At 60.7% G+C, this 20,964-nt stretch carries 21 protein-coding genes; 9 read left to right on the top strand and 12 right to left on the bottom strand.

The genetic code is table 11. The features are described from left to right. Nucleotides 1-22: 22 nt before the first annotated feature. From VQ575_RS10635 to VQ575_RS10620, 4 genes are read right to left on the bottom strand one after another with little or no spacing between them, the layout of a single operon-like run. Entirely contained in the window at nt 23-1,348 is a 1,326-nt protein-coding gene (locus VQ575_RS10635) for an S-type pyocin domain-containing protein (RefSeq protein WP_325919606.1), read from the bottom strand. Then, nucleotides 1,348-1,950 carry a bacteriocin immunity protein gene (locus VQ575_RS10630; RefSeq protein WP_325919605.1) on the bottom strand — a complete coding sequence of 201 codons (603 nt, stop codon included), beginning with the start codon at nt 1,948-1,950 and terminating at the stop codon, nt 1,348-1,350. Before VQ575_RS10630 ends, VQ575_RS10635 begins: the two co-directional genes overlap by 1 nt. Next, nucleotides 1,947-2,225 carry a bacteriocin immunity protein gene (locus tag VQ575_RS10625; protein ID WP_080942513.1) on the bottom strand — a complete coding sequence of 93 codons (279 nt, stop codon included), beginning with the start codon at nt 2,223-2,225 and terminating at the stop codon, nt 1,947-1,949. Before VQ575_RS10625 ends, VQ575_RS10630 begins: the two co-directional genes overlap by 4 nt. Next, nucleotides 2,218-4,809 (bottom strand): S-type pyocin domain-containing protein, encoded by a 2,592-nt coding sequence (locus VQ575_RS10620; protein WP_325919604.1) that lies wholly within the window; start codon nt 4,807-4,809, stop codon nt 2,218-2,220. The genes VQ575_RS10625 and VQ575_RS10620 overlap by 8 nt, the downstream gene beginning before the upstream one ends. A 259-nt stretch (nt 4,810-5,068) precedes the next feature. Here VQ575_RS10620 and VQ575_RS10615 point away from each other — a divergent pair, with 259 nt between their 5' ends. From VQ575_RS10615 to VQ575_RS10590, 6 genes are read left to right on the top strand one after another with little or no spacing between them, the layout of a single operon-like run. After that, on the top strand, nt 5,069-7,993 hold the full coding sequence (locus tag VQ575_RS10615) for a monovalent cation/H+ antiporter subunit A (RefSeq protein ID WP_198726164.1): 2,925 nt from the start codon (nt 5,069-5,071) through the stop codon (nt 7,991-7,993). Beyond that, the gene (locus VQ575_RS10610) at nt 7,993-8,337 is read left to right on the top strand and encodes a Na+/H+ antiporter subunit C (RefSeq protein ID WP_003202835.1); all 345 of its coding nucleotides are present in this window, start codon (nt 7,993-7,995) and stop codon (nt 8,335-8,337) included. The genes VQ575_RS10615 and VQ575_RS10610 overlap by 1 nt, the downstream gene beginning before the upstream one ends. Continuing rightward, nucleotides 8,334-10,019 carry a monovalent cation/H+ antiporter subunit D gene (locus VQ575_RS10605; RefSeq protein WP_198726166.1) on the top strand — a complete coding sequence of 562 codons (1,686 nt, stop codon included), beginning with the start codon at nt 8,334-8,336 and terminating at the stop codon, nt 10,017-10,019. Before VQ575_RS10610 ends, VQ575_RS10605 begins: the two co-directional genes overlap by 4 nt. Beyond that, nucleotides 10,019-10,507, top strand: a complete 489-nt coding sequence (locus tag VQ575_RS10600; RefSeq protein ID WP_039593051.1) for a Na+/H+ antiporter subunit E — start codon at nt 10,019-10,021, stop codon at nt 10,505-10,507. Before VQ575_RS10605 ends, VQ575_RS10600 begins: the two co-directional genes overlap by 1 nt. Continuing rightward, on the top strand, nt 10,504-10,782 hold the full coding sequence (locus VQ575_RS10595) for a K+/H+ antiporter subunit F (RefSeq protein WP_198726167.1): 279 nt from the start codon (nt 10,504-10,506) through the stop codon (nt 10,780-10,782). Before VQ575_RS10600 ends, VQ575_RS10595 begins: the two co-directional genes overlap by 4 nt. Further along, nucleotides 10,779-11,141 (top strand): Na+/H+ antiporter subunit G, encoded by a 363-nt coding sequence (locus VQ575_RS10590; protein WP_039593023.1) that lies wholly within the window; start codon nt 10,779-10,781, stop codon nt 11,139-11,141. Before VQ575_RS10595 ends, VQ575_RS10590 begins: the two co-directional genes overlap by 4 nt. A gap of 53 nt (nt 11,142-11,194) precedes the next feature. On the opposite strand, the gene VQ575_RS10585 is transcribed toward VQ575_RS10590, so the two are convergent. The 3 genes from VQ575_RS10585 to VQ575_RS10575 form a co-directional block, all read right to left on the bottom strand. Continuing rightward, on the bottom strand, nt 11,195-11,632 hold the full coding sequence (locus VQ575_RS10585) for a DUF3995 domain-containing protein (protein ID WP_198726169.1): 438 nt from the start codon (nt 11,630-11,632) through the stop codon (nt 11,195-11,197). A gap of 137 nt (nt 11,633-11,769) precedes the next feature. Next, entirely contained in the window at nt 11,770-12,780 is a 1,011-nt protein-coding gene (locus tag VQ575_RS10580; protein WP_198726171.1) for an ABC transporter substrate-binding protein, read from the bottom strand. A 184-nt stretch (nt 12,781-12,964) separates the two neighbouring features. Beyond that, a complete protein-coding gene (locus tag VQ575_RS10575; protein ID WP_039593020.1) occupies nt 12,965-13,414 on the bottom strand; it encodes a hypothetical protein in 450 nt (149 codons plus the stop codon). A 413-nt stretch (nt 13,415-13,827) separates the two neighbouring features. On the opposite strand from VQ575_RS10575, the gene VQ575_RS10570 reads away from it, so the two are divergent. The 3 genes from VQ575_RS10570 to VQ575_RS10560 all read left to right on the top strand — a co-directional run bounded on the left by VQ575_RS10570 (nt 13,828) and on the right by VQ575_RS10560 (nt 14,739). After that, the gene (locus VQ575_RS10570; RefSeq protein WP_052680779.1) at nt 13,828-14,085 is read left to right on the top strand and encodes a hypothetical protein; all 258 of its coding nucleotides are present in this window, start codon (nt 13,828-13,830) and stop codon (nt 14,083-14,085) included. Between the two features lie 96 nt (nt 14,086-14,181). Next, nucleotides 14,182-14,412, top strand: coding sequence for a hypothetical protein (locus VQ575_RS10565; RefSeq protein ID WP_039593018.1), 231 nt, complete (start codon nt 14,182-14,184; stop codon nt 14,410-14,412). 90 nt (nt 14,413-14,502) lie between these two features. Next, on the top strand, nt 14,503-14,739 hold the full coding sequence (locus tag VQ575_RS10560; protein ID WP_039593017.1) for a DUF2789 family protein: 237 nt from the start codon (nt 14,503-14,505) through the stop codon (nt 14,737-14,739). An 88-nt stretch (nt 14,740-14,827) separates the two neighbouring features. On the opposite strand, the gene VQ575_RS10555 is transcribed toward VQ575_RS10560, so the two are convergent. From VQ575_RS10555 to VQ575_RS10535, 5 genes are all read right to left on the bottom strand, one after another. Beyond that, complete coding sequence (locus VQ575_RS10555) at nt 14,828-16,435, bottom strand: methyl-accepting chemotaxis protein (RefSeq protein WP_232916743.1); 1,608 nt, start codon at nt 16,433-16,435, stop codon at nt 14,828-14,830. A gap of 169 nt (nt 16,436-16,604) precedes the next feature. Beyond that, nucleotides 16,605-17,009, bottom strand: a complete 405-nt coding sequence (locus VQ575_RS10550) for a TraR/DksA family transcriptional regulator (RefSeq protein ID WP_198726174.1) — start codon at nt 17,007-17,009, stop codon at nt 16,605-16,607. A 325-nt stretch (nt 17,010-17,334) separates the two neighbouring features. Beyond that, the gene (locus VQ575_RS10545; RefSeq protein ID WP_039593016.1) at nt 17,335-18,357 is read right to left on the bottom strand and encodes an ABC transporter permease; all 1,023 of its coding nucleotides are present in this window, start codon (nt 18,355-18,357) and stop codon (nt 17,335-17,337) included. Between the two features lie 34 nt (nt 18,358-18,391). Next, entirely contained in the window at nt 18,392-19,945 is a 1,554-nt protein-coding gene (locus VQ575_RS10540) for a sugar ABC transporter ATP-binding protein (RefSeq protein ID WP_039593015.1), read from the bottom strand. Between the two features lie 73 nt (nt 19,946-20,018). Next, nucleotides 20,019-20,945 (bottom strand): sugar ABC transporter substrate-binding protein, encoded by a 927-nt coding sequence (locus tag VQ575_RS10535; RefSeq protein ID WP_045155727.1) that lies wholly within the window; start codon nt 20,943-20,945, stop codon nt 20,019-20,021. Nucleotides 20,946-20,964: the final 19 nt, after the last annotated feature.

The raw sequence follows: 20,964 nt of genomic DNA, 5'->3' as shown, positions 1-20,964 counted from the left end.
CTCATGCCCAAGCCCTCGGATTTCAAAATTGAATAATCAGGTTATCGAGATCGTAAACGTCACCGCCCTGCGTGACGTCGACGCGGTGCAGAATGCGCAGCGCACGATTGTCTTCAGGCAACTCGCAGCGGGGCGCCAAACCGCTGAGTAGCAACGCCCTGTTGTCGATGTTGAATTGCGCGTTCAACGTCGGTACGGCCGCAACGGCTCTCCAAAATGCACGCTTGAACAAATCGAAACGCTCGAAGGCTTGCCCGCGCAATTTTTCGGCGACTGATGCAGGGACCGAAGCGCCCAGGCTGCTCAAGGCCTGCGTTTGCCAGTCGTCAGCCTCCGCGTGCCCTTCTCCGCTCACGCCCCCCGGACAATCCCGACGGTCATTGAACAGCACATAGACCGGCTCCAGGCCGGAATCCGGTGGGAACACCACGACATAGTCATCGAATCGCACCGCTTCGACGGAGTCGAACAAGGCCAATTCCGGCACCGGTGACGACCGGACAAACCCCGTGGAATCGAGCCTGTCCTGCTTTGATGCCGTTGGCGCCTCCAGGCCACTGGGGTACGTCCACTCGATCATGTCGGGCTGCGGGCCATCCGTTGTAAAACGATAGACCCGCTCGTCCTCATGCCAGACGGCCGGCCTGACGCGCACCTTCCCGGGCAAAAGACCGGTGCAGGGAGTGATATAAACCTCGAAAAGCTCGCGTATCTCTTTTAGCCCATACGACAGGCTGCCGGGTTTCACGGCAACCGTTGTGGTGCTCATCCGCAGCGGTAACTCCACGTTGCCATGCTGGGCGGCAAGTACCTGCCAATCGGGATCGATCAGCGAGAGCTCGGTCAACGCAGCGCAGAAGCCGAAACGCACGGCTTTGGCTCGGCTGGCGAACCCGAAGCTCAGAACGCTGGCGTATTGCTCTGGATGTTTGTGCGCTCCGTCAATCAATGACCAACTGAACTCCGCGACTGCCGAGCGGAGGGTCTTCTGCAAGTCCACTCGTTGTACCGGCATCAATGGCTGTGCGTCGCTGATCAACAGATCCGGACGTCCCATGTTAGCGGCGACAGACAGGCGAAACACGCTTGAGTATCGGTCGGGGGTCCGTAGGCGTACCCATTGCTGCCAGGCACGATCAACTAAGGCTTCGGCGTTGGTGTGGAGTTCGGCATGGCGCTGGGTGTTGGAGGACAGACGCGCCAGATAATGAGCCTGGTTGGCAGTGGCCTGCTGCAAATTGGCTTGCCAGAGCGGCCTGTCCGCCTGGCTGTAGGTAAAATTTCGCTGTGCCGCGTCTTTGTCGAACTCGACGCGCATTTTCTTGCCTTCGAATGCACGAACGGCCATCAGCACCTCGTGCTGCGCATGCTCGATCCGGCGGATGCCTTTTCCAGTGCCTCCAACGTCGCGTTCGAATGCTGTTGGAGTGGCAGATGCTGGATAGCGCTTTGAAGCAGAGAGAACGCTGAATCGACCGTTTGCTCCGCAGAGGCGATGTCCGTAGCCACTCGCTGAGCGTTCGCAAGTTCGTGCTTGGCTCTCGCCGTGGCGTATGCAATGAGGCTCGACCCGTTGACCGACGTGAACGGCGCTGGAAGCACACCGTCCTTGAAAGGAATGAGCCTCTTCAGGTGATACCAATGCTTGAGGTGGAAAGTGACTGCGCCTGGGGAATGTGAATTGAAGGTATCCTCCGGGTAAAACAACAGGTCCGCACCATCAGGATGATCAACTATTAGATCGAAGTGATTGATGAGCCGGTTATGATCTTCTCTGTTGGCTTCCACGCTCCAGATCTTGTCGACAAGCGTCTGAAACTCGGACTCGGTGTAGTCCTGGAGTTTGGGTTTAAGTTCCATCTTTGGTTTTTCCTTTTTAACCATGCGTCCTTGACGACGCACCTGCTCGCAGGGGGATCGAGCAGGTGCGTTCAGAGGCGGGTGATTCATTCGGCTTTGAATCCAGGCTTGTTATTGCTGGCTCGCCATTCCTTGACTTCTTTCAGGATGCCGGCGGGGCTGTCCTCCTGACCCTCTTTTGGATAATAAATTACATCGGACTTTGCTGGATGCTGTGTGACTTGCTCAAAGTGCTCGACAAGCAAATCCCAATATTCGCCGAGCGCGCTCCCTTGCAGCATCGTTTTGTTATCGAAAAACTCTTCAAGGAATAACAAGAATTCAGCCTCAGTGTAATCTTCAATATTCTCTTTCAAGCTAATCATTGTTCTTAGCTCCATGAAGCTTTATATGACGTCGAGGCGTCAGCACAAAGAGATTATCCATGCCGTACACATCTCCGCCATCCGTAACCCTGATGTGATGATGAAGTTCAAAGGTCCCACGTCCGCCAATAACTTCAGAAGTGATTGCGCGAGGGGCGACCCCATTTCGCATTTTTACTAGATTCGAACTGTTAAATTGCTGACTCAACTCTTCATCCGCCGCCACCGCCCTCCAAAACGCCTCCCTGAACCGATGAAAATTCGCAAATTCCCTTCCCCTCAACTGATCCGCGATCCGATCAGGGATCGCCGCCCCAGTCGTCCTCGCCGCCTCACCCAACCAAATGCCCGACACTGGCTGCCCGAAGCCGAGGGCCATTCCGGGGTCATCCCGCCGGTCATAAAACAGCGCATCCGGCGAGGGCAACTCCATATCCCCCGGATACCCCGGAATACTCGCACCGGCCTGCACCGGATCGACAGCCGGAAACGTCTCGTTTTCCGGTAGGACGGGGATTACGGGGTTGCCGGGATATTCCTGCGAAAGCGGTGGCGTGACCGGCAGAGTGGTCGGGCCTAGCTGTTCGATGCCCGGCGGAACCAGAGGCGTTCGGGTACCTTTGTCGATCGGAGGCGCCGGCCAGGGGATGACCGCCGGTACGATGCCCGGCCTGCCAAGCAGGCTGTTGGGCGTGGTGATGCTGATGCGGTCGAGGTTGAACGGGTTTTCACCCAGCTCTGCCCGCTCCAGATAACGCAGTTCGAATTCCCGACGCTCACCCACCCATGTGCTTTTCGGCGCATAGGGCGCAAAGCCGTGCTCAATGCGCTTTTGATTGATTTCGTCTGTGTTTGTCCACAGGGCCGGATGCTCGGCGAGCGTGCGCCATAACGCTTGGTCGAAGGCGCTGAACGACTTGATTGGCTGCGCCCGCATCGAGTGGCCGATGGGCTCGGGGATGGCCGCACCTTGTGCCTGGTTGGCGCTGCTCCACCAATCGTTCGCTGCCGGTTTGCCGATGCCAGTAACGACCCCCGAGCCCAACGGTGGTGCTTCGAAAGAGAAGTAGGTTGGCGGCATGCCAGGCACGCAGACGATGCAGTCCTGGATGCGCAGGTCCACGCCCACCGGCAGGGTTTGTACCTGGGCCGCCGGCAACGTCACCCCAGGCGGGCTTTCGGGGGTAGCCTGCGCAATCGTGTCGGCAGTGAATTGCAAATGCCGTGTTGGAAAGCCGGGCACTTCAGCGTTGTATAGGCCGGTCAACGGGTCGAGCACCGCGTTGATGACCGGCACCTGCGCGCCAATGCCCTCGCCAACGCTCGCGGCATGGATAGCGGTACCTTGCGCCGTGGTTTCGGGCTTGAGCCGGTAGGCCACTTCAACCGAGCCGCCGGCATCGGCGGCGCGCTGCAACGCCTGGTAGTCTGTAAGTCCCAGGGCTTGCGCCGATATCCCAACCCCTTGGAAGAGACTCCTGCGCTGTTCGGGTGTCAGTTCACCGTCGCCCAACACCGGCGAGTAAACCATGGTGGTGATGAAGACCGGTCCCGTCCTGGCCAGGATCCCTCCATAAACCCTGAGTTCCGCCACGGCGGCCTCGATGGATCTCTCCAGCATCGCTGCGGCTTGCTGGGCAACGAAAACCGTCTCGCGAGTCAGGACCATCCCACCCGCCGCCAGCGATGAGGTCGGCACGCTCAGGGTATGCGCTTGCTTGAAACGCTGGTATCGAGTGCCCTCGTCAACTTGCTGCTTGAAGCGGATGCGCTCCGCCCGTTGCTCAGCGTATTGCCGCTGACGCTCTCTAACCGCGTCCCGGTCGCGCCAAACGATAGTTTGCTCAGCATGGCGCTTGGCCAGCGCGCTGGATTTTTCGCTCAAGGCCTTGATTTGCTCGGAAAGCAACCGAGCCTCTTGAGCCGCAATGTAAGCCTGTTCCCAGAGACGGTGACCTTCATCCAGCGCGGCACCGAATTGATCCAGTCGCGCGCGATAATCATCGACCGAACGGGACAGCGGATCCTGTCCATCAAAGACACGGGCGGCGAGATTCTTCGCGTTGAGTTCTTGAGACATACGGGCGATCAGCCCGTCGATTTCGCTTTTTTCCTTGGTGATGAGGTAAAGCTGCCAGCGCTCGGTTGAGTTCGAGGCGGGCGGCCGTTTTGCGGCCGAGATTTCCTTTTGCAGCGCGGCGTCGAGTTGTGATCGTTTGCTCGCGAAGTTTCGATCCACCTCGGCCCGGGTGGTGGTGTGGCGCTGCGCCATGGTCGCCAACAGCTGCTGGCGTGCCAGCAAACGCGCCTGTTCCTGAGCCGCCGCGGCGGCAGCGACCTTGGCGTTCGCAGCGTCAGCCTTCGCTTTTGCGGCGGCTTTCGCTTCCTCGGCCTGGCGTTTGAGCGTCGCTTGCTGCCTCTTTTTAATTCCCTTGGCTGAACGCTTCGGGCCGCCTGTCGCGCCGACGCGGTTTCCCCCGAAGCCGCCGCCATAGCCGCCTCCGGAACCGCCGCCGGATGAAGGACGTCCCGGCCTGATGACGACAGAGCCGTCCGATCCATCTCCTGATGTTTCCTTTGCCATACAGTTCTCCTTTTCTGTATGGCGCAGCATGGCGATGGAGCGATGCTCGGGTGCGGTAGAAAGGTACCGCACCCGGATCCCGTTTTTGAGCTAAGAACGCTTCGATATCCGCGACCAACCGCGACTACCCGTCACTCACCGAAACAACCCAAAACAGGAAAAATCCATCTACCTTGTAGGATTCTGCGACACCCTCGCGGTTGGTGATCGGGAATACGCCACGTATGATCCCTCACAACCTCCCGCCGAATAGAAGCCTATGTCGCTGATAGTTCTATTGCTTTTGCCCTTCATCGGCAGCTGTGTCGCGGCGCTGTTGCCGCATAACGCCCGTAACGCCGAATCGCTGCTGGCCGGCCTCGTGGCCCTGGCCGGCACGGTGCAGGTGGCCTTGTGGTACCCGCAGATCGCCGATGGCGGCGTGATTCGCGAACACTATGACTGGCTGCCCAGCCTCGGCTTGAATTTCGTCCTGCGCCTGGACGGTTTTGCCTGGCTGTTTTCGTTGCTGGTGCTGGGCATCGGCACGCTGGTGTCGTTGTACGCCCGCTATTACATGTCGCCGGACGATCCGGTGCCGCGCTTCTTCGCGTTTTTCCTGGCGTTCATGGGCGCCATGCTCGGATTGGTGATCTCCGGCAACCTGATCCAGATGGTGTTTTTCTGGGAACTGACCAGCCTGTTTTCATTCCTGCTGATCGGCTATTGGCATCACCGCGCCGACGCCCGGCGCGGCGCCTATATGGCGTTGATGGTGACCGGTGCCGGCGGGCTGTGCCTGTTGGCCGGGGTGATGTTGCTCGGCCATGTGGTGGGCAGCTATGACCTGGACAAGGTCCTGGCCGCCGGTAACCTGATCCGTGACCATGCCCTCTACCCCATCCTGCTGCCGTTGATCCTGATCGGCGCCTTGAGCAAAAGCGCCCAGTTTCCTTTCCATTTCTGGCTGCCCCACGCCATGGCCGCGCCCACGCCAGTCTCGGCGTACCTGCACTCGGCGACCATGGTCAAGGCCGGCGTGTTCCTGCTCGCGCGGTTGTGGCCGTCACTGTCGGGCAGCGAAGAATGGTTCTATCTCGTCGGCGGCGCGGGGGCTTGCACCTTGGTGCTCGGCGCTTATTGCGCAATGTTCCAGAACGACCTCAAGGGCCTTCTCGCCTATTCCACCATCAGCCATCTGGGGCTCATCACGTTGCTGCTGGGCCTCAACAGTCCTCTCGCAGCGGTGGCGGCGGTGTTTCACATTCTCAACCACGCCACCTTCAAGGCCTCGCTGTTCATGGCCGCCGGGATCATTGACCACGAAAGTGGCACACGGGACATCCGCAAGCTCAGTGGCCTGGTGCGGCTGATTCCGTTCACAGCGACCCTGGCCATGGTCGCCAGCGCGGCCATGGCCGGGGTGCCGTTGCTCAATGGCTTCCTGTCCAAGGAAATGTTCTTCGCCGAGACCGTGTTCATTTCCGCCACCGCCTGGGTCGAGCTGGCGCTGCCGATCATTGCCACCATCGCCGGTACGTTCAGCGTCGCCTATTCCCTGCGTTTTACCGTCGATGTGTTTTTCGGCCCCACCGCCACCGACCTGCCCCACACTCCCCATGAACCGCCGCGTTGGATGCGCGCACCGGTTGAGCTGTTGGTGTTCACGTGCCTGCTGGTGGGCATTTTCCCCGCCCAAGTGGTGGGCGCGTTGTTGGCCGCCGCCGCGCTGCCAGTGGTGGGCGGTCCGCTGCCCGAATACAGCCTGGCGATCTGGCATGGCCTGAACGCGCCGATGATCATGAGCCTTGTGGCAATGTCGGGCGGGATCGTCCTGTACCTGCTATTGCGCAAACAATTCAAGCAAGGCCACATCAAGCGCCCGCCGTTGGTCGGCCGCCTCAGCGGCAAGCGTCTGTTCGAGCGCTGCCTGGTGCTGATGATGCGCCAGGGCCGCCGGCTTGAACGCAAGATCAGCACCCGACGCCTGCAGGCCCAGCTGTTCTGGCTGGTATTGGCAGCGGTAGTGGCCGGGCTGATTCCGATGCTCAACAGCTCGCTGACCTGGGGCGACCGGCCGAAAATCCCCGGCTCCGTGGTGTTCGTCACGCTGTGGGTGTTGGCCATTGCCTGTGCCTTGGGCGCGGCCTGGCAGGCCAAATATCACCGTCTTGCGGCACTGACGATGGTCAGTGTCTGTGGCCTGATGACCTGCGTGACCTTCGTCTGGTTCTCGGCTCCGGACCTGGCCTTGACGCAACTGGTGGTGGAAGTCGTCACCACGGTGCTGATCCTCTTGGGCCTGCGTTGGCTGCCACGGCGAATCGAAGACGTGTCGCCGCTGCCCAATAGCGAACGCCGCGCGCGCATCCGCCGTTTGCGGGACTTGTTGTTGTCCGTCGCGGTGGGCGGCGGCATGGCGCTGTTGTCCTATGCGATGCTGACGCGCCAGACACCCAACGACATTTCATCGTTCTACCTGAGCCGGGCCCTGCCCGAAGGCGGCGGCAGCAACGTGGTCAACGTGATGCTGGTGGATTTCCGGGGCTTCGACACCCTCGGGGAAATCACCGTGCTGGTGGCAGTGGCCTTGGCGGTGTTCGCCCTGCTGCGGCGTTTCCGCCCACCCAAGGAAAGCATGCAGCTGCCGGCGCAACAGCGCCTGCTGGCGCCGGACGTGGTCACCGACCTGGTCAACCCGCGCCACGCCAGCGATACCGCGTTGGGTTTCATGATGGTGCCCTCGGTACTGGTGCGCTTGCTGCTGCCGATCGCCCTGGTGGTGTCGTTCTACCTGTTCATGCGCGGCCACAACCAACCCGGCGGTGGCTTCGTCGCCGGACTGGTGATGTCGGTAGCGTTCATCCTGCAATACATGGTCGCAGGCACCCAATGGGTCGAGGCGCAGATGAGCCTGCGGCCGCTGCGCTGGATGGGCACCGGGCTGTTGTGCGCCACCGCTACCGGGCTCGGGGCGATGGCGGTGGGTTATCCGTTCCTGACCACCCATACCTGGCATTTCGAATTGCCGCTGCTGGGTGACATCCATGTAGCGAGCGCGCTGTTCTTCGACATCGGCGTCTACGCCGTGGTCGTCGGCTCCACACTGCTGATTCTCACCGCCCTTGCCCACCAGTCCGTGCGGGCCCATAAGCCGGGCCTGCACGCCAAACCCGTCCCCCCCCTCAAAGGAGCCAACGCCTGATGGAAGAAGTCATCGCGATTGCAATTGGCGTATTGGCCGCCTCCGGCGTCTGGTTGGTGCTGCGACCACGGACGTTCCAAGTGGTGATGGGCCTGTGCCTGCTGTCCTATGGCGTGAACCTGTTCATCTTCAGCATGGGCAGCCTGTTCATCGGCAAGGAACCGATCATCAAGGACGGCGTGCCCCAGGACTTGTTGCACTACACCGATCCGCTGCCCCAGGCCTTGGTGTTGACCGCCATTGTGATCAGCTTCGCCATGACCGCGCTGTTCCTGGTGGTGCTGCTGGCGTCCCGTGGGCTGACCGGCACCGACCATGTGGACGGCCGGGAGCCCAAGGAATGATGTTGACGCCTCACTTGATCGCCGCGCCCATCCTGCTGCCGCTGCTGACCGCCGCGTTGATGCTGATGCTCGGCGAGAAACACCGTCCGCTCAAGGCGCGGATCAACCTGTTGTCCACCTTGTTGGGGCTATGCATCGCCGTGCTGTTGCTGGCCTGGACCCAGGACCAGCCCTTGCCCGCGTCCATAGGCGTGTACCTGCCGGGCAATTGGCAGGCGCCGTTCGGCATCGTGCTGGTGGTCGATCGCCTGTCGGCCCTGATGCTGGTGTTGACCGGCATCATCGGCGCCTGCGCCCTGCTGTTCGCCATGGCCCGTTGGGACCGGGCAGGGGCGAGTTTTCACGCGTTGTTCCAGATTCAGCTGATGGGCCTGTACGGGGCGTTCCTGACGGCGGACCTGTTCAATCTGTTCGTGTTTTTCGAGGTGCTGCTGGCCGCGTCCTATGGCTTGATGCTGCACGGATCGGGTCGGGCGCGGGTGTCGTCGGGCCTGCATTACATTTCCATCAATCTGCTGGCTTCGTCGTTGTTCCTGATCGGCGCGGCGCTGATCTATGGCGTCACCGGTACCTTGAACATGGCCGACCTGGCCCTGAAAATCCCGCTGGTGCCGGAAGCGGACCGGGGCCTGCTGCACGCCGGCGCAGGCATTCTCGCGGTGGCGTTCCTGGCCAAGGCCGGCATGTGGCCGCTGAATTTCTGGCTGGTTCCGGCCTACAGCTCCGCCAGCGCCCCGGTGGCGGCGTTGTTTGCCATCATGACCAAAGTGGGCGTCTATACGATCTTGCGCCTGTGGACCTTGCTGTTCTCCGGGCAGGCCGGCGCGTCGGCGTATTTTGGCGGCGACTGGCTGGTCTACGGCGGTATGGCGACCATCGCCTGCGCCGCCATCGCGATCCTGGCGGCCCAGCGCCTCGAACGCATGGCCAGCCTGAGCATCCTGGTCTCGGCCGGAATCCTGTTGTCGGCCATCGGTTTCGCCCAACCCAACCTGATAGGCGCGGCGCTGTTTTACCTGGTGAGTTCGACCCTGGCGCTGTGCGCGTTGTTCTTGCTGGCCGAACTGATCGAGCGTTCACGCTCGGCCAACGAACTGCCGCTGGAAGATGACCTCGACACACTGCCGCGACCGCTGGAATCGCTGCAGCCGCCCAAGGGCATCAATCTCGATGACGAACAGAAGGCGGTGGTCGGCCAAGTGATCCCCTGGACCATGGCCTTCCTGGGCTTGAGTTTCATTGCCTGTGCGCTGTTGATTGTCGGCATGCCTCCGCTGTCGGGATTCATCGGCAAACTGAGTCTGCTCAGCGCATTGCTCAACCCCGAGGGGCTCGGGTCGAGCGGTGATGTCCCGGTGTCCAATAAGGCCTGGGGCCTGCTGGCTTTGTTGATCCTGTCCGGGCTCGCCTCGTTGATCGCCTTCTCGCGCTTGGGCATACAGCGCTTCTGGACTCCGCAGGAACGGCCGTCGCCGCTGCTGCGACCGTTCGAATGCCTGCCGATCATTGCGCTGCTGGGGCTGGGGATCGTCTTGACCTTCAAGGCCGAACCCCTGCTGCGCTACACCCAATCCGTCGCCGATGCGTTGAACACGCCTGAACATTATGTGATGACGGTGCTTGCCACCCGCGCTGTCCCCAACCCTCAGGCCAGCGCTGACTTGAAGGCGGTGCAACCATGATCAGGCATCTGTTTCCAGCCCCCTGGCTGTCCCTGGCGTTGTGGTTGCTCTGGCTGTTGCTGAACCTGTCGCTCAGCGCCGGCCACCTGCTGTTGGGCGCGGCGCTGGGTTTTCTCGCGCCCTTGATGATGCGTCCGCTGCGGCCACGGCCGATCCGTATCCGTCGACCGTGGGTCATGCTGCGGCTGTTCCTGCTGGTGGGTCGCGATGTGCTTGAGTCCAACCTGGCCGTCGCCTGGCGCGTACTCAACGCCGGACGCCGCGCGCCTCGCTCGCGGTTCATCAAGGTGCCGCTGGACCTGCACGATGCCAACGGCCTGGCGGTGCTCTCGATGATCACCACGGTGATTCCGGGGACGGTCTGGTCGGAGTTGGCGCTGGACCGCAGCATCTTGTTGATGCACGTGTTCGATCTGGAGGACGAAGCGGTATTCATCGAACATTTCAAGGCCACTTACGAGCGTCCGTTGATGGAGATTTTCGAATGAGCGCCCTGCTGTCCAATGCGATCCTGCTGAGTCTGTTCCTGTTCTCGCTGGCGATGGTCCTGACGTTAGTGCGGCTGTTCAACGGCCCCTCGGCGCAGGATCGGGTCCTGGCCCTGGATTACCTGTATATCGTCGCGATGCTGATGATGCTGGTACTGGGCATCCGTTATGCCAGCGACACGTATTTCGAGGCGGCGCTCTTGATCGCCCTGTTCGGTTTTGTCGGCTCGTTTGCCCTGGCCAAGTTCCTGTTGCGCGGGGAGGTGATCGAATGACTGGAGAGTTGTCGATGTGGATCGAGATTCCAGTGGCGATCCTACTGGTTTCGGGCAGCCTGTTCGCCCTGGTCGGCGCGATCGGCCTGGTGCGGTTGAAGGATTATTTCCAACGCATGCACCCACCTGCCCTGGCTTCGACGCTGGGGGCCTGGTGCGTGGCGTTGGCGTCAATCGTCTATTTTTCGGCGCTAAAGTCCGGCCCGGTATTGCATGCCTGGCTGATCCCGATCCTGCTGTCCATCACCGTCCCGGTGACCACCCTGCTGCTGGCCCGGGCGGCGTTGTTTCGCAAGCGCATGGCGGGTGACGATGTGCCGGCGGAGGTGAGCAGTCGCAGGACCGGCCCCGAAGATTAGAAGCCTCCGCCAGGCATTATTAGGGCGAGGAACTTGCCGTTATCTGCACGCGCTCAAGCCCATGCCACGGTCAACAACCCCGCCCCCAGCACCACGCACAACGGCGAATAGACCCAAGTGTCGAGGCGGGCGAATGTCGAGCCCTTGACCTCCTTGAAAAAGCCCACCAGGTTCGACTCGCCGATAGCCCGGGCGAACAACAGCAAAGCGATCGCGCTGATCAGCCATTGCAAGGCGCGGTGGGTGACGGGGGGTGATATCAGGCCGACCCGCAGGCACACCAGCAGCGCAATCATCAGCAGCGCGAGGGCGACCAGCAGCGTCAGCCATCCCGACGGGTTGAATGCCGGCCGCAGTGTGCCGCCCTGCTTCACTGGCACCTGCGGCACCACCGCCTGCGCCGCCCACCGCCCTCCCAGGGCCCAATACAAATGAATCAAGCTGATGGTCGCAAACACCGCGACCAGCGACCGAGCCAATACAAGCGTCATTCGCCAGCCTCCTGAAAAAGGTTGAACAATCATCCTAGCTGGAATTTGGCATTTCGCTGGACGGGCACACATTGCCCGTTTCCGGCGAATGACGAATTGCCCAGGATCAATTGTTCAACGCACTGGCCCCGAACGCCCTACAGCCCCGCTGCCACCTTGTCGGCGACGTCCTTGGGCAACCAGGCCTGCCAGACCTCGGGATGGGCCTTGAGAAAGGCTTCGGCGGCCTCGCGGGACGGCGTGCGTTTCTCGCTCATGTCGGCCAGCGCCTTGTTCAGCGGATCGATCGGCAAATCGACCTTGCTGAAGAACTCGGCAATGTCCGGGTGCTGTTTATGGAACGGTGCGGACACACCAATCGACAGCTTCGACGCCAGGGACCGCGTTGGCTTGGGGTTGGGGTTGTCGGCATCGGTCAGGGTCTTCCAGGCCTCGGCATCGAAGGGCGGCTCCTGCAATTGCACCAGCTTGAAACGCCCGAGCAGCGGTGTCGGCGACCAGTAATAGAAAAGGATCGGCTTGCCGCGACGAATCGAAGACGTGATCTCCGCATCGAGGGCGGCGCCTGAGCCACTGCGAAAATTCACATAGCTATCGGAAAGGCCGTAGGCCTTGAGCTTCTGCTTGTTGACGACCTCGGACGTCCAGCCGATGGGGCTGTTGAGGAAGCGTCCCTTGCCGGGGCTTTCCGGATCCTTGAACACGTGCTTGTAGCGCGCCAGGTCCTCGACGCTGCGCAAGTCCGGCGCCAGGGGCTTGATGCCCTTGGCCGGGTCGCCCTTGATCACGTATTCCGGCACCCACCAACCTTCGGTCGCCCCTTTGACCGTGTCGCCCAGTGCAACCACCTTGCCTTCGGCCTCGGCCTTGACCCAAACCGGGCTGCGACCGGCCCACTCCTCACCGATCACCTGGATATCGTTGTTAGCCAAGGCGGTTTCCAGGGTGATGGTCGTGCCCGGCAACGTGTCGGTCGGTAACCCGTAGCCCTTTTCGACGATGATTCGCAGGATGTCGGTAATCAGGCTGCCGCTTTCCCAGTTCAGGTCGGCAAAGTGGATCGGCGTCGATGCCGCGGATGCCGGGAGTGGTGAAACCAACACAGCGAGGGTGGCCCAGGCAGCCAGCCACTGTCGAACTCGTTTCATGCTTGATACCTCATGCCGGACACAGCAATAACCGAACGGCGTTGCGAAGCGAACGCAAGCCTCTGACTAGTTCAGTCAGTTGACTGTAGCCAAGGTTCCAGCAGGCGGGTTTTAAAACTGTTACGAGTACGAAAGAGCACAGGCGATAGACCCGATTCGTCACTATCGAATGACGATCGGCCTTTTACTCGCTGGCCTTGAACGTCACGAGTTCGCCCTTGCGCCATTTGGCCGCCTTGCCGGTTACCGCTTTCAACGTCTTGGTCAAACCTTCCTGCAGCTGTTGGTTGGCGGCAAATACTGTCACCACGCTGTGCCCTTCCTTGAAGAGGATGGCTTGGCCATCGGCCGTCGTGACGAAGGCGTAGTCGCCAAGGCCATAGACCGTCAACTTGATTTCACGAAACCTGATTTCGAATTTGCCACCCTCCCGACTGGGCAATACTGCCGCACGGAAATGGTCGCCAACCTTCAGTTCAAGCCGGGGCTTGTCATCAACCACCAGTGCCGACTCGGTATCGATCTCGGCAACATAGATGCCTTCGGGAGTCTGCTCGGTGATATAGACAAAACGTGACTGGAATAGCTTGACCAGCTTCGCCCGCAAGTCACCCAGTACAAATAACGCATGCATGTCGAGATTACTTACTGCCAAGGAAACATCCCCATCATTTAAAACGGCCCACTCTGCGGGAATGGACCACGAGAACCTGCACGGTCGCATGGACCTGTCTTTGAATTCGAAAGTGAACGGTGCGCCCTGACCCTGGGCGGGAGCAGACTAAAGGATCGCCACTCTCGCCGTCTTTCCCCGCAGTCGTCAGAGGTTGAAGGAAAACACCACTCTGAACATCGGAAAAGGAGGGACTACTAACTTTAGGGAAATTTCTCACCGAGAAAAGCATTTTTCCGACATCGATGCCAAAAAAAATTGCTTTAGATAGGCGCAACCGTACGCACGGTACTGCCGATTCTAGAGCAGCCGTTGCTGCGCAGACTACTTAAAACAGCCGGCAATTCGTCGGTAACCATAGAAAAGGAATTCACATGGCTACTTTTTCAACCTTGATCCGCCCCGTCACCGCATGTGTCGCCCAGACGCAAGGCACCCCTCCCGCATACGAATACACGCCAATTGCAACGATCCGGCCGAAATATAGGGTCGTTCTCGCCGGCAAGTGTTTTTTCCATATCGAAGAAACCACCACCGGGCGCGTAAGAGGTTTCCGTACCGACCACAACGAAGCCTGCTATCTCGCCCGGACGCTTGAACAGAGCACTTCAATGGCAGGCGCCATGACTTAACTCAGCCGCCGCCGCCCAACTGCTGCCATACTGCCTACCCGGAGCGCCCCCATGGAGGCGCTCGCACAATAATATGACTCGAAGGGAAGGCGTGACGTGACGGAACTAGACATCGGCGATTTTTTCATCCGCGGCGAAGCCAGAGAGGTCGAAGGCGAATTCCAGGCAGTCATCGTCATGCGCGCCAAAGCACCCTCCACCGCAGTCACTTATCACCAGGTTGAGAGGGATCGCTGGTTCAAGACACCGGAAATCGCCGCCGAGGCCGCCAGGGCGTCGGCGCTGGCCCTGAAGATCGCGGTGGACGAAGGTGCGCTGAAAGCCTGATATCGATCGAACTCCTGACGACCGTTTGCCTCAGATAGAGGGAAGCAACCGAGGCGCCATGACGGCGGTAGTCCAGAGGAGTCCTACAAAATGGAACAACCATCCCACGAACTCAGCACCCTGTTTGACCAACTCGGCCTGCCTTCGGAAGGCGAAGCCATCGATGATTTCATCATGGCGCACCCGCTTGAGCCGAACACCAAGTTGGTCGATGCGCCTTTCTGGTCAGATCAGCAGAAAGATTTGCTTCGGGAATGGCTGCTTGCCGACGGCGAAGAGGCGGTGCTGGTGGACCAGTTGAACGTACGTCTGCACGACGATAAATAAACCCTGAGAACGGCGGGCTTGCTCTTGTGGCGAGGGAGCTTGCTCCTCGCCACGAACACTCACTCGTCGCAATAGGTTGCGTCGAGGCTCAGCGCGGCTTCTCAGGCTTGTAGCCCAACCGCAGTCCACCCCAATGCCGTCCCTTGAGCATGATCGGCACCGACAGGTCATGCATCAGCTCCCCCGTGTCCCGCGTGTAGGTTTGCAGCAGCACGGGCTGCTGGTGGCTGCCACAGCGAATCCCGGTGCGGTCGGAGAACTTGCGCTTGGTGCGATTGTTCAGCGTGTCCACCTGGGGGTCGCCGGTCAACGGCTGGCAGAACGCATTGTTGTGAGTCGGCACGTAGCCCTGCTGGGTGCAGGCAATCGCGAAGACCAGCCCCTCATGCCGCGCCAGCAAAGGTTCCTGGATCGCCGGCAGCACCTGATCCGTGTAGCGATCGAAACGGGTCTGGAACTTCGCCGGTTGGGTGTTGGGAATGGGTTGGTAGCTGCGATCGAACAAGTCCTCCAGGCTGATACGCCCCTGATCGATATCCGCCTCGAACTGTGCGGCAATCCGGCTTGCCCCTTCCCGAGCCAAGTCATAGACCCGTTGGTGATAATCGTCCAGGCCCACCTCGGCCAAGCGCTCGCTGATGGTTTCGGCCTGGCCCTCCATCTGTACGGCGGCCTCGGCGAGGCGTTGGGTCTGCTGGTCGCTGATCGCCAGGTCACCGCGCATTTGCTCGATCGCATGAAACAGGCTGTCGAGTTGTCCACGGTTGGTGTCGGTGCCCTGGGCGATGGCGCTGACCTGGGTTTCGACACCGGCCGCAAGCCGGGCGATGTTTTCCAGGTGCTGGCCGGTGTGCTCGACTTGCTGCACACCGCTGTCCAGGTCTGCGGCCAGTTGGCGGATCTGCTCGACGACCTGCGCGGTGCGCTGCTGGATGTCCGCCACCATCACACCAACCTCGCCGGTCGCCGCGGCGGTGCGCCCGGCCAGCCCACGTACCTCATCGGCCACCACGGCGAACCCGCGGCCATGTTCCCCGGCCCGGGCAGCCTCGATGGCGGCGTTGAGAGCCAGCAGGTTGGTCTGGCTGGCGATCGATTGAATGACCAGGCTCACGCGCTGGATTTCATCGCTGCGCACGCTCAGCGCTTCGATCAGTTCACGACTTTCATTGGCACGCTGGCTGAGCTGGTGCATGCGACTGATGGATTCCACCAACTCGCTGCGTCCGGCGACACTGCTGCGATGGGCCTCGCTGGCCGCGCCCAAGGCCTGTTGGCTGAGTTGTGAGGTGGCCTGCTCGGTGGCGATCATCGCTTCGGCGTTGCCGACGATCTGCGCTGCAGCCCCCAGTTGTGACTGGACCTTGCCGGCCAATTGCTTGACCGAATAAGCCACGCCCGCTGCAGACAGTGCGTTATGGCTGGTGGTGTAGGAGAGATCGCGGGTGAGTTCGGCCAAGCTGTCGCTTGTCGCCGGCGCGGGGCTGCTGGCCAGGCGCGAGCGCAGGCGCGGCAACCAGACGATGAGCATTGCCAGCGGCAGCGCAAGGTACAACGACCAACCGCCCAAGGTCATACCACTCAGCAGCGAAACCAGCGCCACACTTTGCAGCGTCGGCGCAAGCCAGCGCACCGTAACGCGCGCTACAGGCACCGAGGTCGACGCTGTCGCCGCCAGAGATCCGTCTGTCGCCATTTTCGTCACCCACATTTCTCATTGTTATGGCCGCATTAAACGCCACTACCGAGCCATTATCCATGGTCCATTAGTCGTGTTTTCGGCCACAAATCGAGAAGCGTGATGATCAGAAAGCAAAAAGACCGCAGCTTCGGATGAAGGGCTGCGATCTTTTCGGAAACAGGAATCAGGCCTGGCGCTGGTGCTTGTCGATCTGCTCGTGACGTTCTTGAGCTTCGATGCAGTACTTGGTGGTCGGGCTGATCAGCAGGCGCTTGAGGCCGATTGGCTCGCCGCTGTCGTCGCACCAGCCGAAGCTCTCGTCGTTGATGCGGTCCAGGGCCTGCTCCAGTTGCGGCAGCATGCGCTGGTCGCGATCGATGGCGTTGACCAGCCAGGTACGCTCTTCTTCTACGGAAGCAGCGTCCGCCGGGTCGGCCGGGCTGTCCAGGCTTTCAATGGCGATTCGGTTCTGTTCGATGCGCTCGTGGGTTTCGACTTTCATGCTCTGCAACAGCTTGGTGAAGTAAGCCAGTTGCTCGGCATTCATGTAGTCATCCGCCGGCATGGCCAGCAACTTTTCCTTTGTCATTGATTTCTCTATAAAAAAACGTGCATTAAGGCGAATTATGGAGCGTCCCGCATCAAGCAGCCACGCTCATCGGAAAGGCGCCGTCTATTCCAAGCGCCACCCGGCACTCAATTTACGAGGGGCGGCAGTCTAAGGCCGAGTCGGGGCGTCAGCAACCGAAAACATGGGGAAAATGCCCGACAGCCGCTTCAAATGCTGTCAGACCGGCTTCTGCTGGCCGTCGGAGTGCGTTTATAACAAGAAATTCGCTGCAATGGCTGTATTAAGAAGACAAATGGCAACGCCACGCGTGTCAGGCGTGGCGATTTGTCGCATCAAATGGTCGTTAACGTTTGAGCTTGCGTTTATTGCGGTACTGATCGATCACCACGGCAACGACAATGATCAACCCCTTGATGATGTCCTGGATATAGGCGTCGACACCGACAAAGGTGAACCCGCTGGCCATGACGCCGAGGATCAATGCACCGATCACCGTCCCGGTGATGCGCCCCACTCCGCCAGCCAGGCTGGTGCCGCCGATCACCGCCGCGGCAATCGCGTCCAGTTCATAAGACATGCCCATGCCCGCCTGCCCGGTCGCCGCCCGCGCCGAGGCCACCACACCGGCCAACCCCGCGAGCAGCCCGGCGATGCTGTAGACAATCACCAAGTGGCGCTTGACGTTGATGCCCGACGTCCGTGCGGCCTGCATGTTGCCGCCGATGGCGTAGGTGTATTTACCATATTTGGTGTAGCGCAAGGCGACGTGGAAGATCACGGCCACTACCAGGAAGATGATCACCGGCATCGCGCCATGACCGATGGCGGTGTACGAATCCGACAACATGCTCACCGGCTGCCCTTCGGTGTAATAGCGCGCCAGGCCACGGGCCGAGACCATCATGCCAAGGGTGGCAATAAACGGTGGGATACCGGTAATGGCAATGATGCTGCCGTTGATCGCCCCCGCCAGCAGCCCCACGCCGAGCCCGGCCACCACCGGAATCCACACCGGCAGGTCGGTCAGTGAAGGAAACACCGCCCGGGCGAAATCCGAAGTCTGCGCCAGGCTCGCGGCGATCATCGCCGACAACGCCAGCACCGACCCCGACGACAAGTCGATGCCGGTGGTGATGATCACCTGGGTCACGCCGATGGCCAACAGGCCGATGATCGACACTTGCAAGATCATCAGCACCAGGCGCTGGGAGTTCATCAGGAAGCTCTGGTCGCGCATGATCCAGCCGAACAGCTCGAACACCAGGCCGATGCCGATCAGCACCAGGAAAATGCTCAGTTCCGTCGGCAACCGTCGACGCGTCCTGGCCGGGGCGGCCGCGGGTTTGTTTTCCAATATCGCGTTCATAGCCATTTACCTTTTTTATCTGGACTGACGGCCATCAGGACAGGCCCGACGCCAGTTGCATGACTCGTTCCTGGGTGGCTTCGCTGCGGTCGAGGGTGCCCATCAGGTCGCCTTCGTGCATCACCATCACGCGGTCGCTCATGCCCAGCACCTCGGGCAGTTCCGAGGAAATCATGATGACCGCCATGCCTTCGCTGGCGAGGTAGGCAATGAGTCGGTAGATCTCGGCCTTGGCGCCGACATCGATGCCGCGGGTCGGCTCGTCGAGGATCAGGATGCGTGGGTTGGTCATCAGCCAGCGGGCGAGCAGCGCCTTCTGCTGGTTACCGCCAGACAACGTATCGATGCATTGCTCAAGGGACGGCGTCTTGACCCGCAGCTTCTTGCACATGTCCTCGCACAAGGCGCGCAGGGCTTTTTGCTGGATGAAACCGTTGCCGACGTAATGGGGCAGCACGGCCATTTCCATGTTTTCCAACACCGACAGGCACGGGAACAAGCCGCTGAGCTTGCGATCCTCGGTCAACAACGCGAAGCCCTTTTCGATGGCCATGTGCGGATCGCTGATGTGCACCGGCTGGCCGTCCAGCAGGATCTCGCCACCCGTGGCCGGGGTTACGCCGAAAATCGCCTCGGCCACGTTGGTCCGGCCCGAGCCCATCAACCCGGCGATGCCGAGGATCTCGCCGGCATGCAGGTCGAACGACACCCCTTTGAAAATGCCCTCCAGGCTCAGGTCGCGAACCGACAGGACCCGATCACCGATAGGCTTGTCCCGCTCGGGAAACAACTGGCTCAACTCACGTCCGACCATCATCGAAATCAGACTGTCGCCATCCATGCTGTCGGCGCGTTGCAGGCCGATATATGCGCCGTCGCGAAATACCGCCACTTCGTCGGCAATGGCGAACACTTCGTTCATTTTATGCGTGATGTAGATGATGCCCTTACCCTGGGCCTTGAGGTCGGCGATGATCGAGAACAAATGGGCGACTTCGGTCTCGGTGATGGCCGACGTCGGCTCATCCATGATCAGGATGTCTGAGTCATACGAGACGGCCTTGGCGATCTCCACCATCTGCCGCTCGGCAATGCTCAGGTTGCCCACCTGCTCCTCCGGGTCGAGCTTGATTCGCAAGCGCTCCAGCAACCGGGCGGTGCAGCGATGCATTTCACCGTGGTCGATCATGTGCAGGCCGTTGAGCTGTTCGCGACCGATCCAGATGTTCTCGGCGATGCTCATGTGCGGCATCAGGTTCAGTTCCTGGTGGATCATCGCGATCCCGGCCTGCAAGGCCGCCAGGGGCGTGTCGAAGGTCACCGGCTTGCCGCGCAGGCGCAGTTCGCCAGCGTCGGGCTGGTAAATGCCGGCGATGATCTTCATCAGCGTGGACTTGCCTGCGCCGTTTTCACCCATCAGGGCCAGCACCGAGCCGGGGCGTACCCGCAATTGCACGTCGGACAACGCCACTACGCCGGGAAAGCCCTTGCTGACATTGACGACTTCCAACAGGTACGGTTCGTCAGGTAATGCGTCCGGCCGGAAAGTCGGTGCCGGAGCGCTCGAAGCAGTCGCTGATGCGAACATGGTCAGGTACTCCCTGGGCAAGGTCGGCGCGGCGACCTTGCCTGTTTATTGTTGTGATGAAACAGGTAAAGCGTCACTTGAACTGATCGACGTTCTCCGGCGTGATCAAACGATAGGGCACCCAGACGGTTTGCTCGACCGGCTGCTTCTTGACCATCTTCACTGCCGTATCGATCGAGCCATCGGCCTGGCCCTTGGCGTCCTGGAACACCGAGACCGCCATCTCGCCTTTCTTGATCGCGTTCAAGCCGTCCGGCGTGCCGTCGACCCCGGCGATCAAGACGCTGCCCTTCTTGGTGCCCGCTTGCTTGAGCGCCATGGCTGCGCCGATGGCCATTTCGTCGTTGTTGGACACCACCGCATTGAAGTCACGGCCCTGGGTCAGCCAGTCGTTGACCAGGGTCATGCCCTTGTCCCGAGACCAGGTGCCGGTCTGTTCCTGCTCGATCTTGATGTCCGGGTATTTGGCGAGTACCTCCTTGACGCCCTTGGTGCGGTTGGTGGTGGAGTTGTTCGCCAGATCCCCCAGCAGGATCACGATGTCGCCCTTGCCGCCCATCTTGTCGGCCAGGAATTGCATCTGCATGCGCCCGGCTTCCAGGTCGTCCGAGGCGACGGTGACCACCCCTTGCGGCAACTTCGGATCATCCGGACGGCGGTTGACGTACACCAGCGGGATGCCGGCGGCCACGGCGGCCTTGGTGATGCGCTGGGTCGCGGCGGTGTCCACCGGGTTGACGATGAGCGCGTCGACCTTCTGGCTGATGAAGCTTTCCACCTGGCTCAGTTGCTTGACCACATCGCTGCGCGCATCTTCGAACTGCAGCGTGACGCCGTCCGGCAGGGACTTGGCTTTCTTGTCCATGGATTCGCGCAGGTAGGTCAGCCAGGTGTCATCGAACTGAGACATGCTGACGCCAATCTTCAGATCCGCCAGGGCAGCGCCGCTGGCAAACATCAATGACAGGGCCAGCGAGGCAATACGGGTCTTGGTGTTCATGAACGTTCTTTCTCCACTT

Origin of the sequence: Pseudomonas frederiksbergensis (genome assembly GCF_035751725.1) — a bacterium.
Lineage (GTDB): Bacteria > Pseudomonadota > Gammaproteobacteria > Pseudomonadales > Pseudomonadaceae > Aquipseudomonas > Aquipseudomonas frederiksbergensis_A.
Note: the sequence above shows the minus strand (reverse complement) of the source record. Positions and strands in the feature narration are given on the sequence as shown.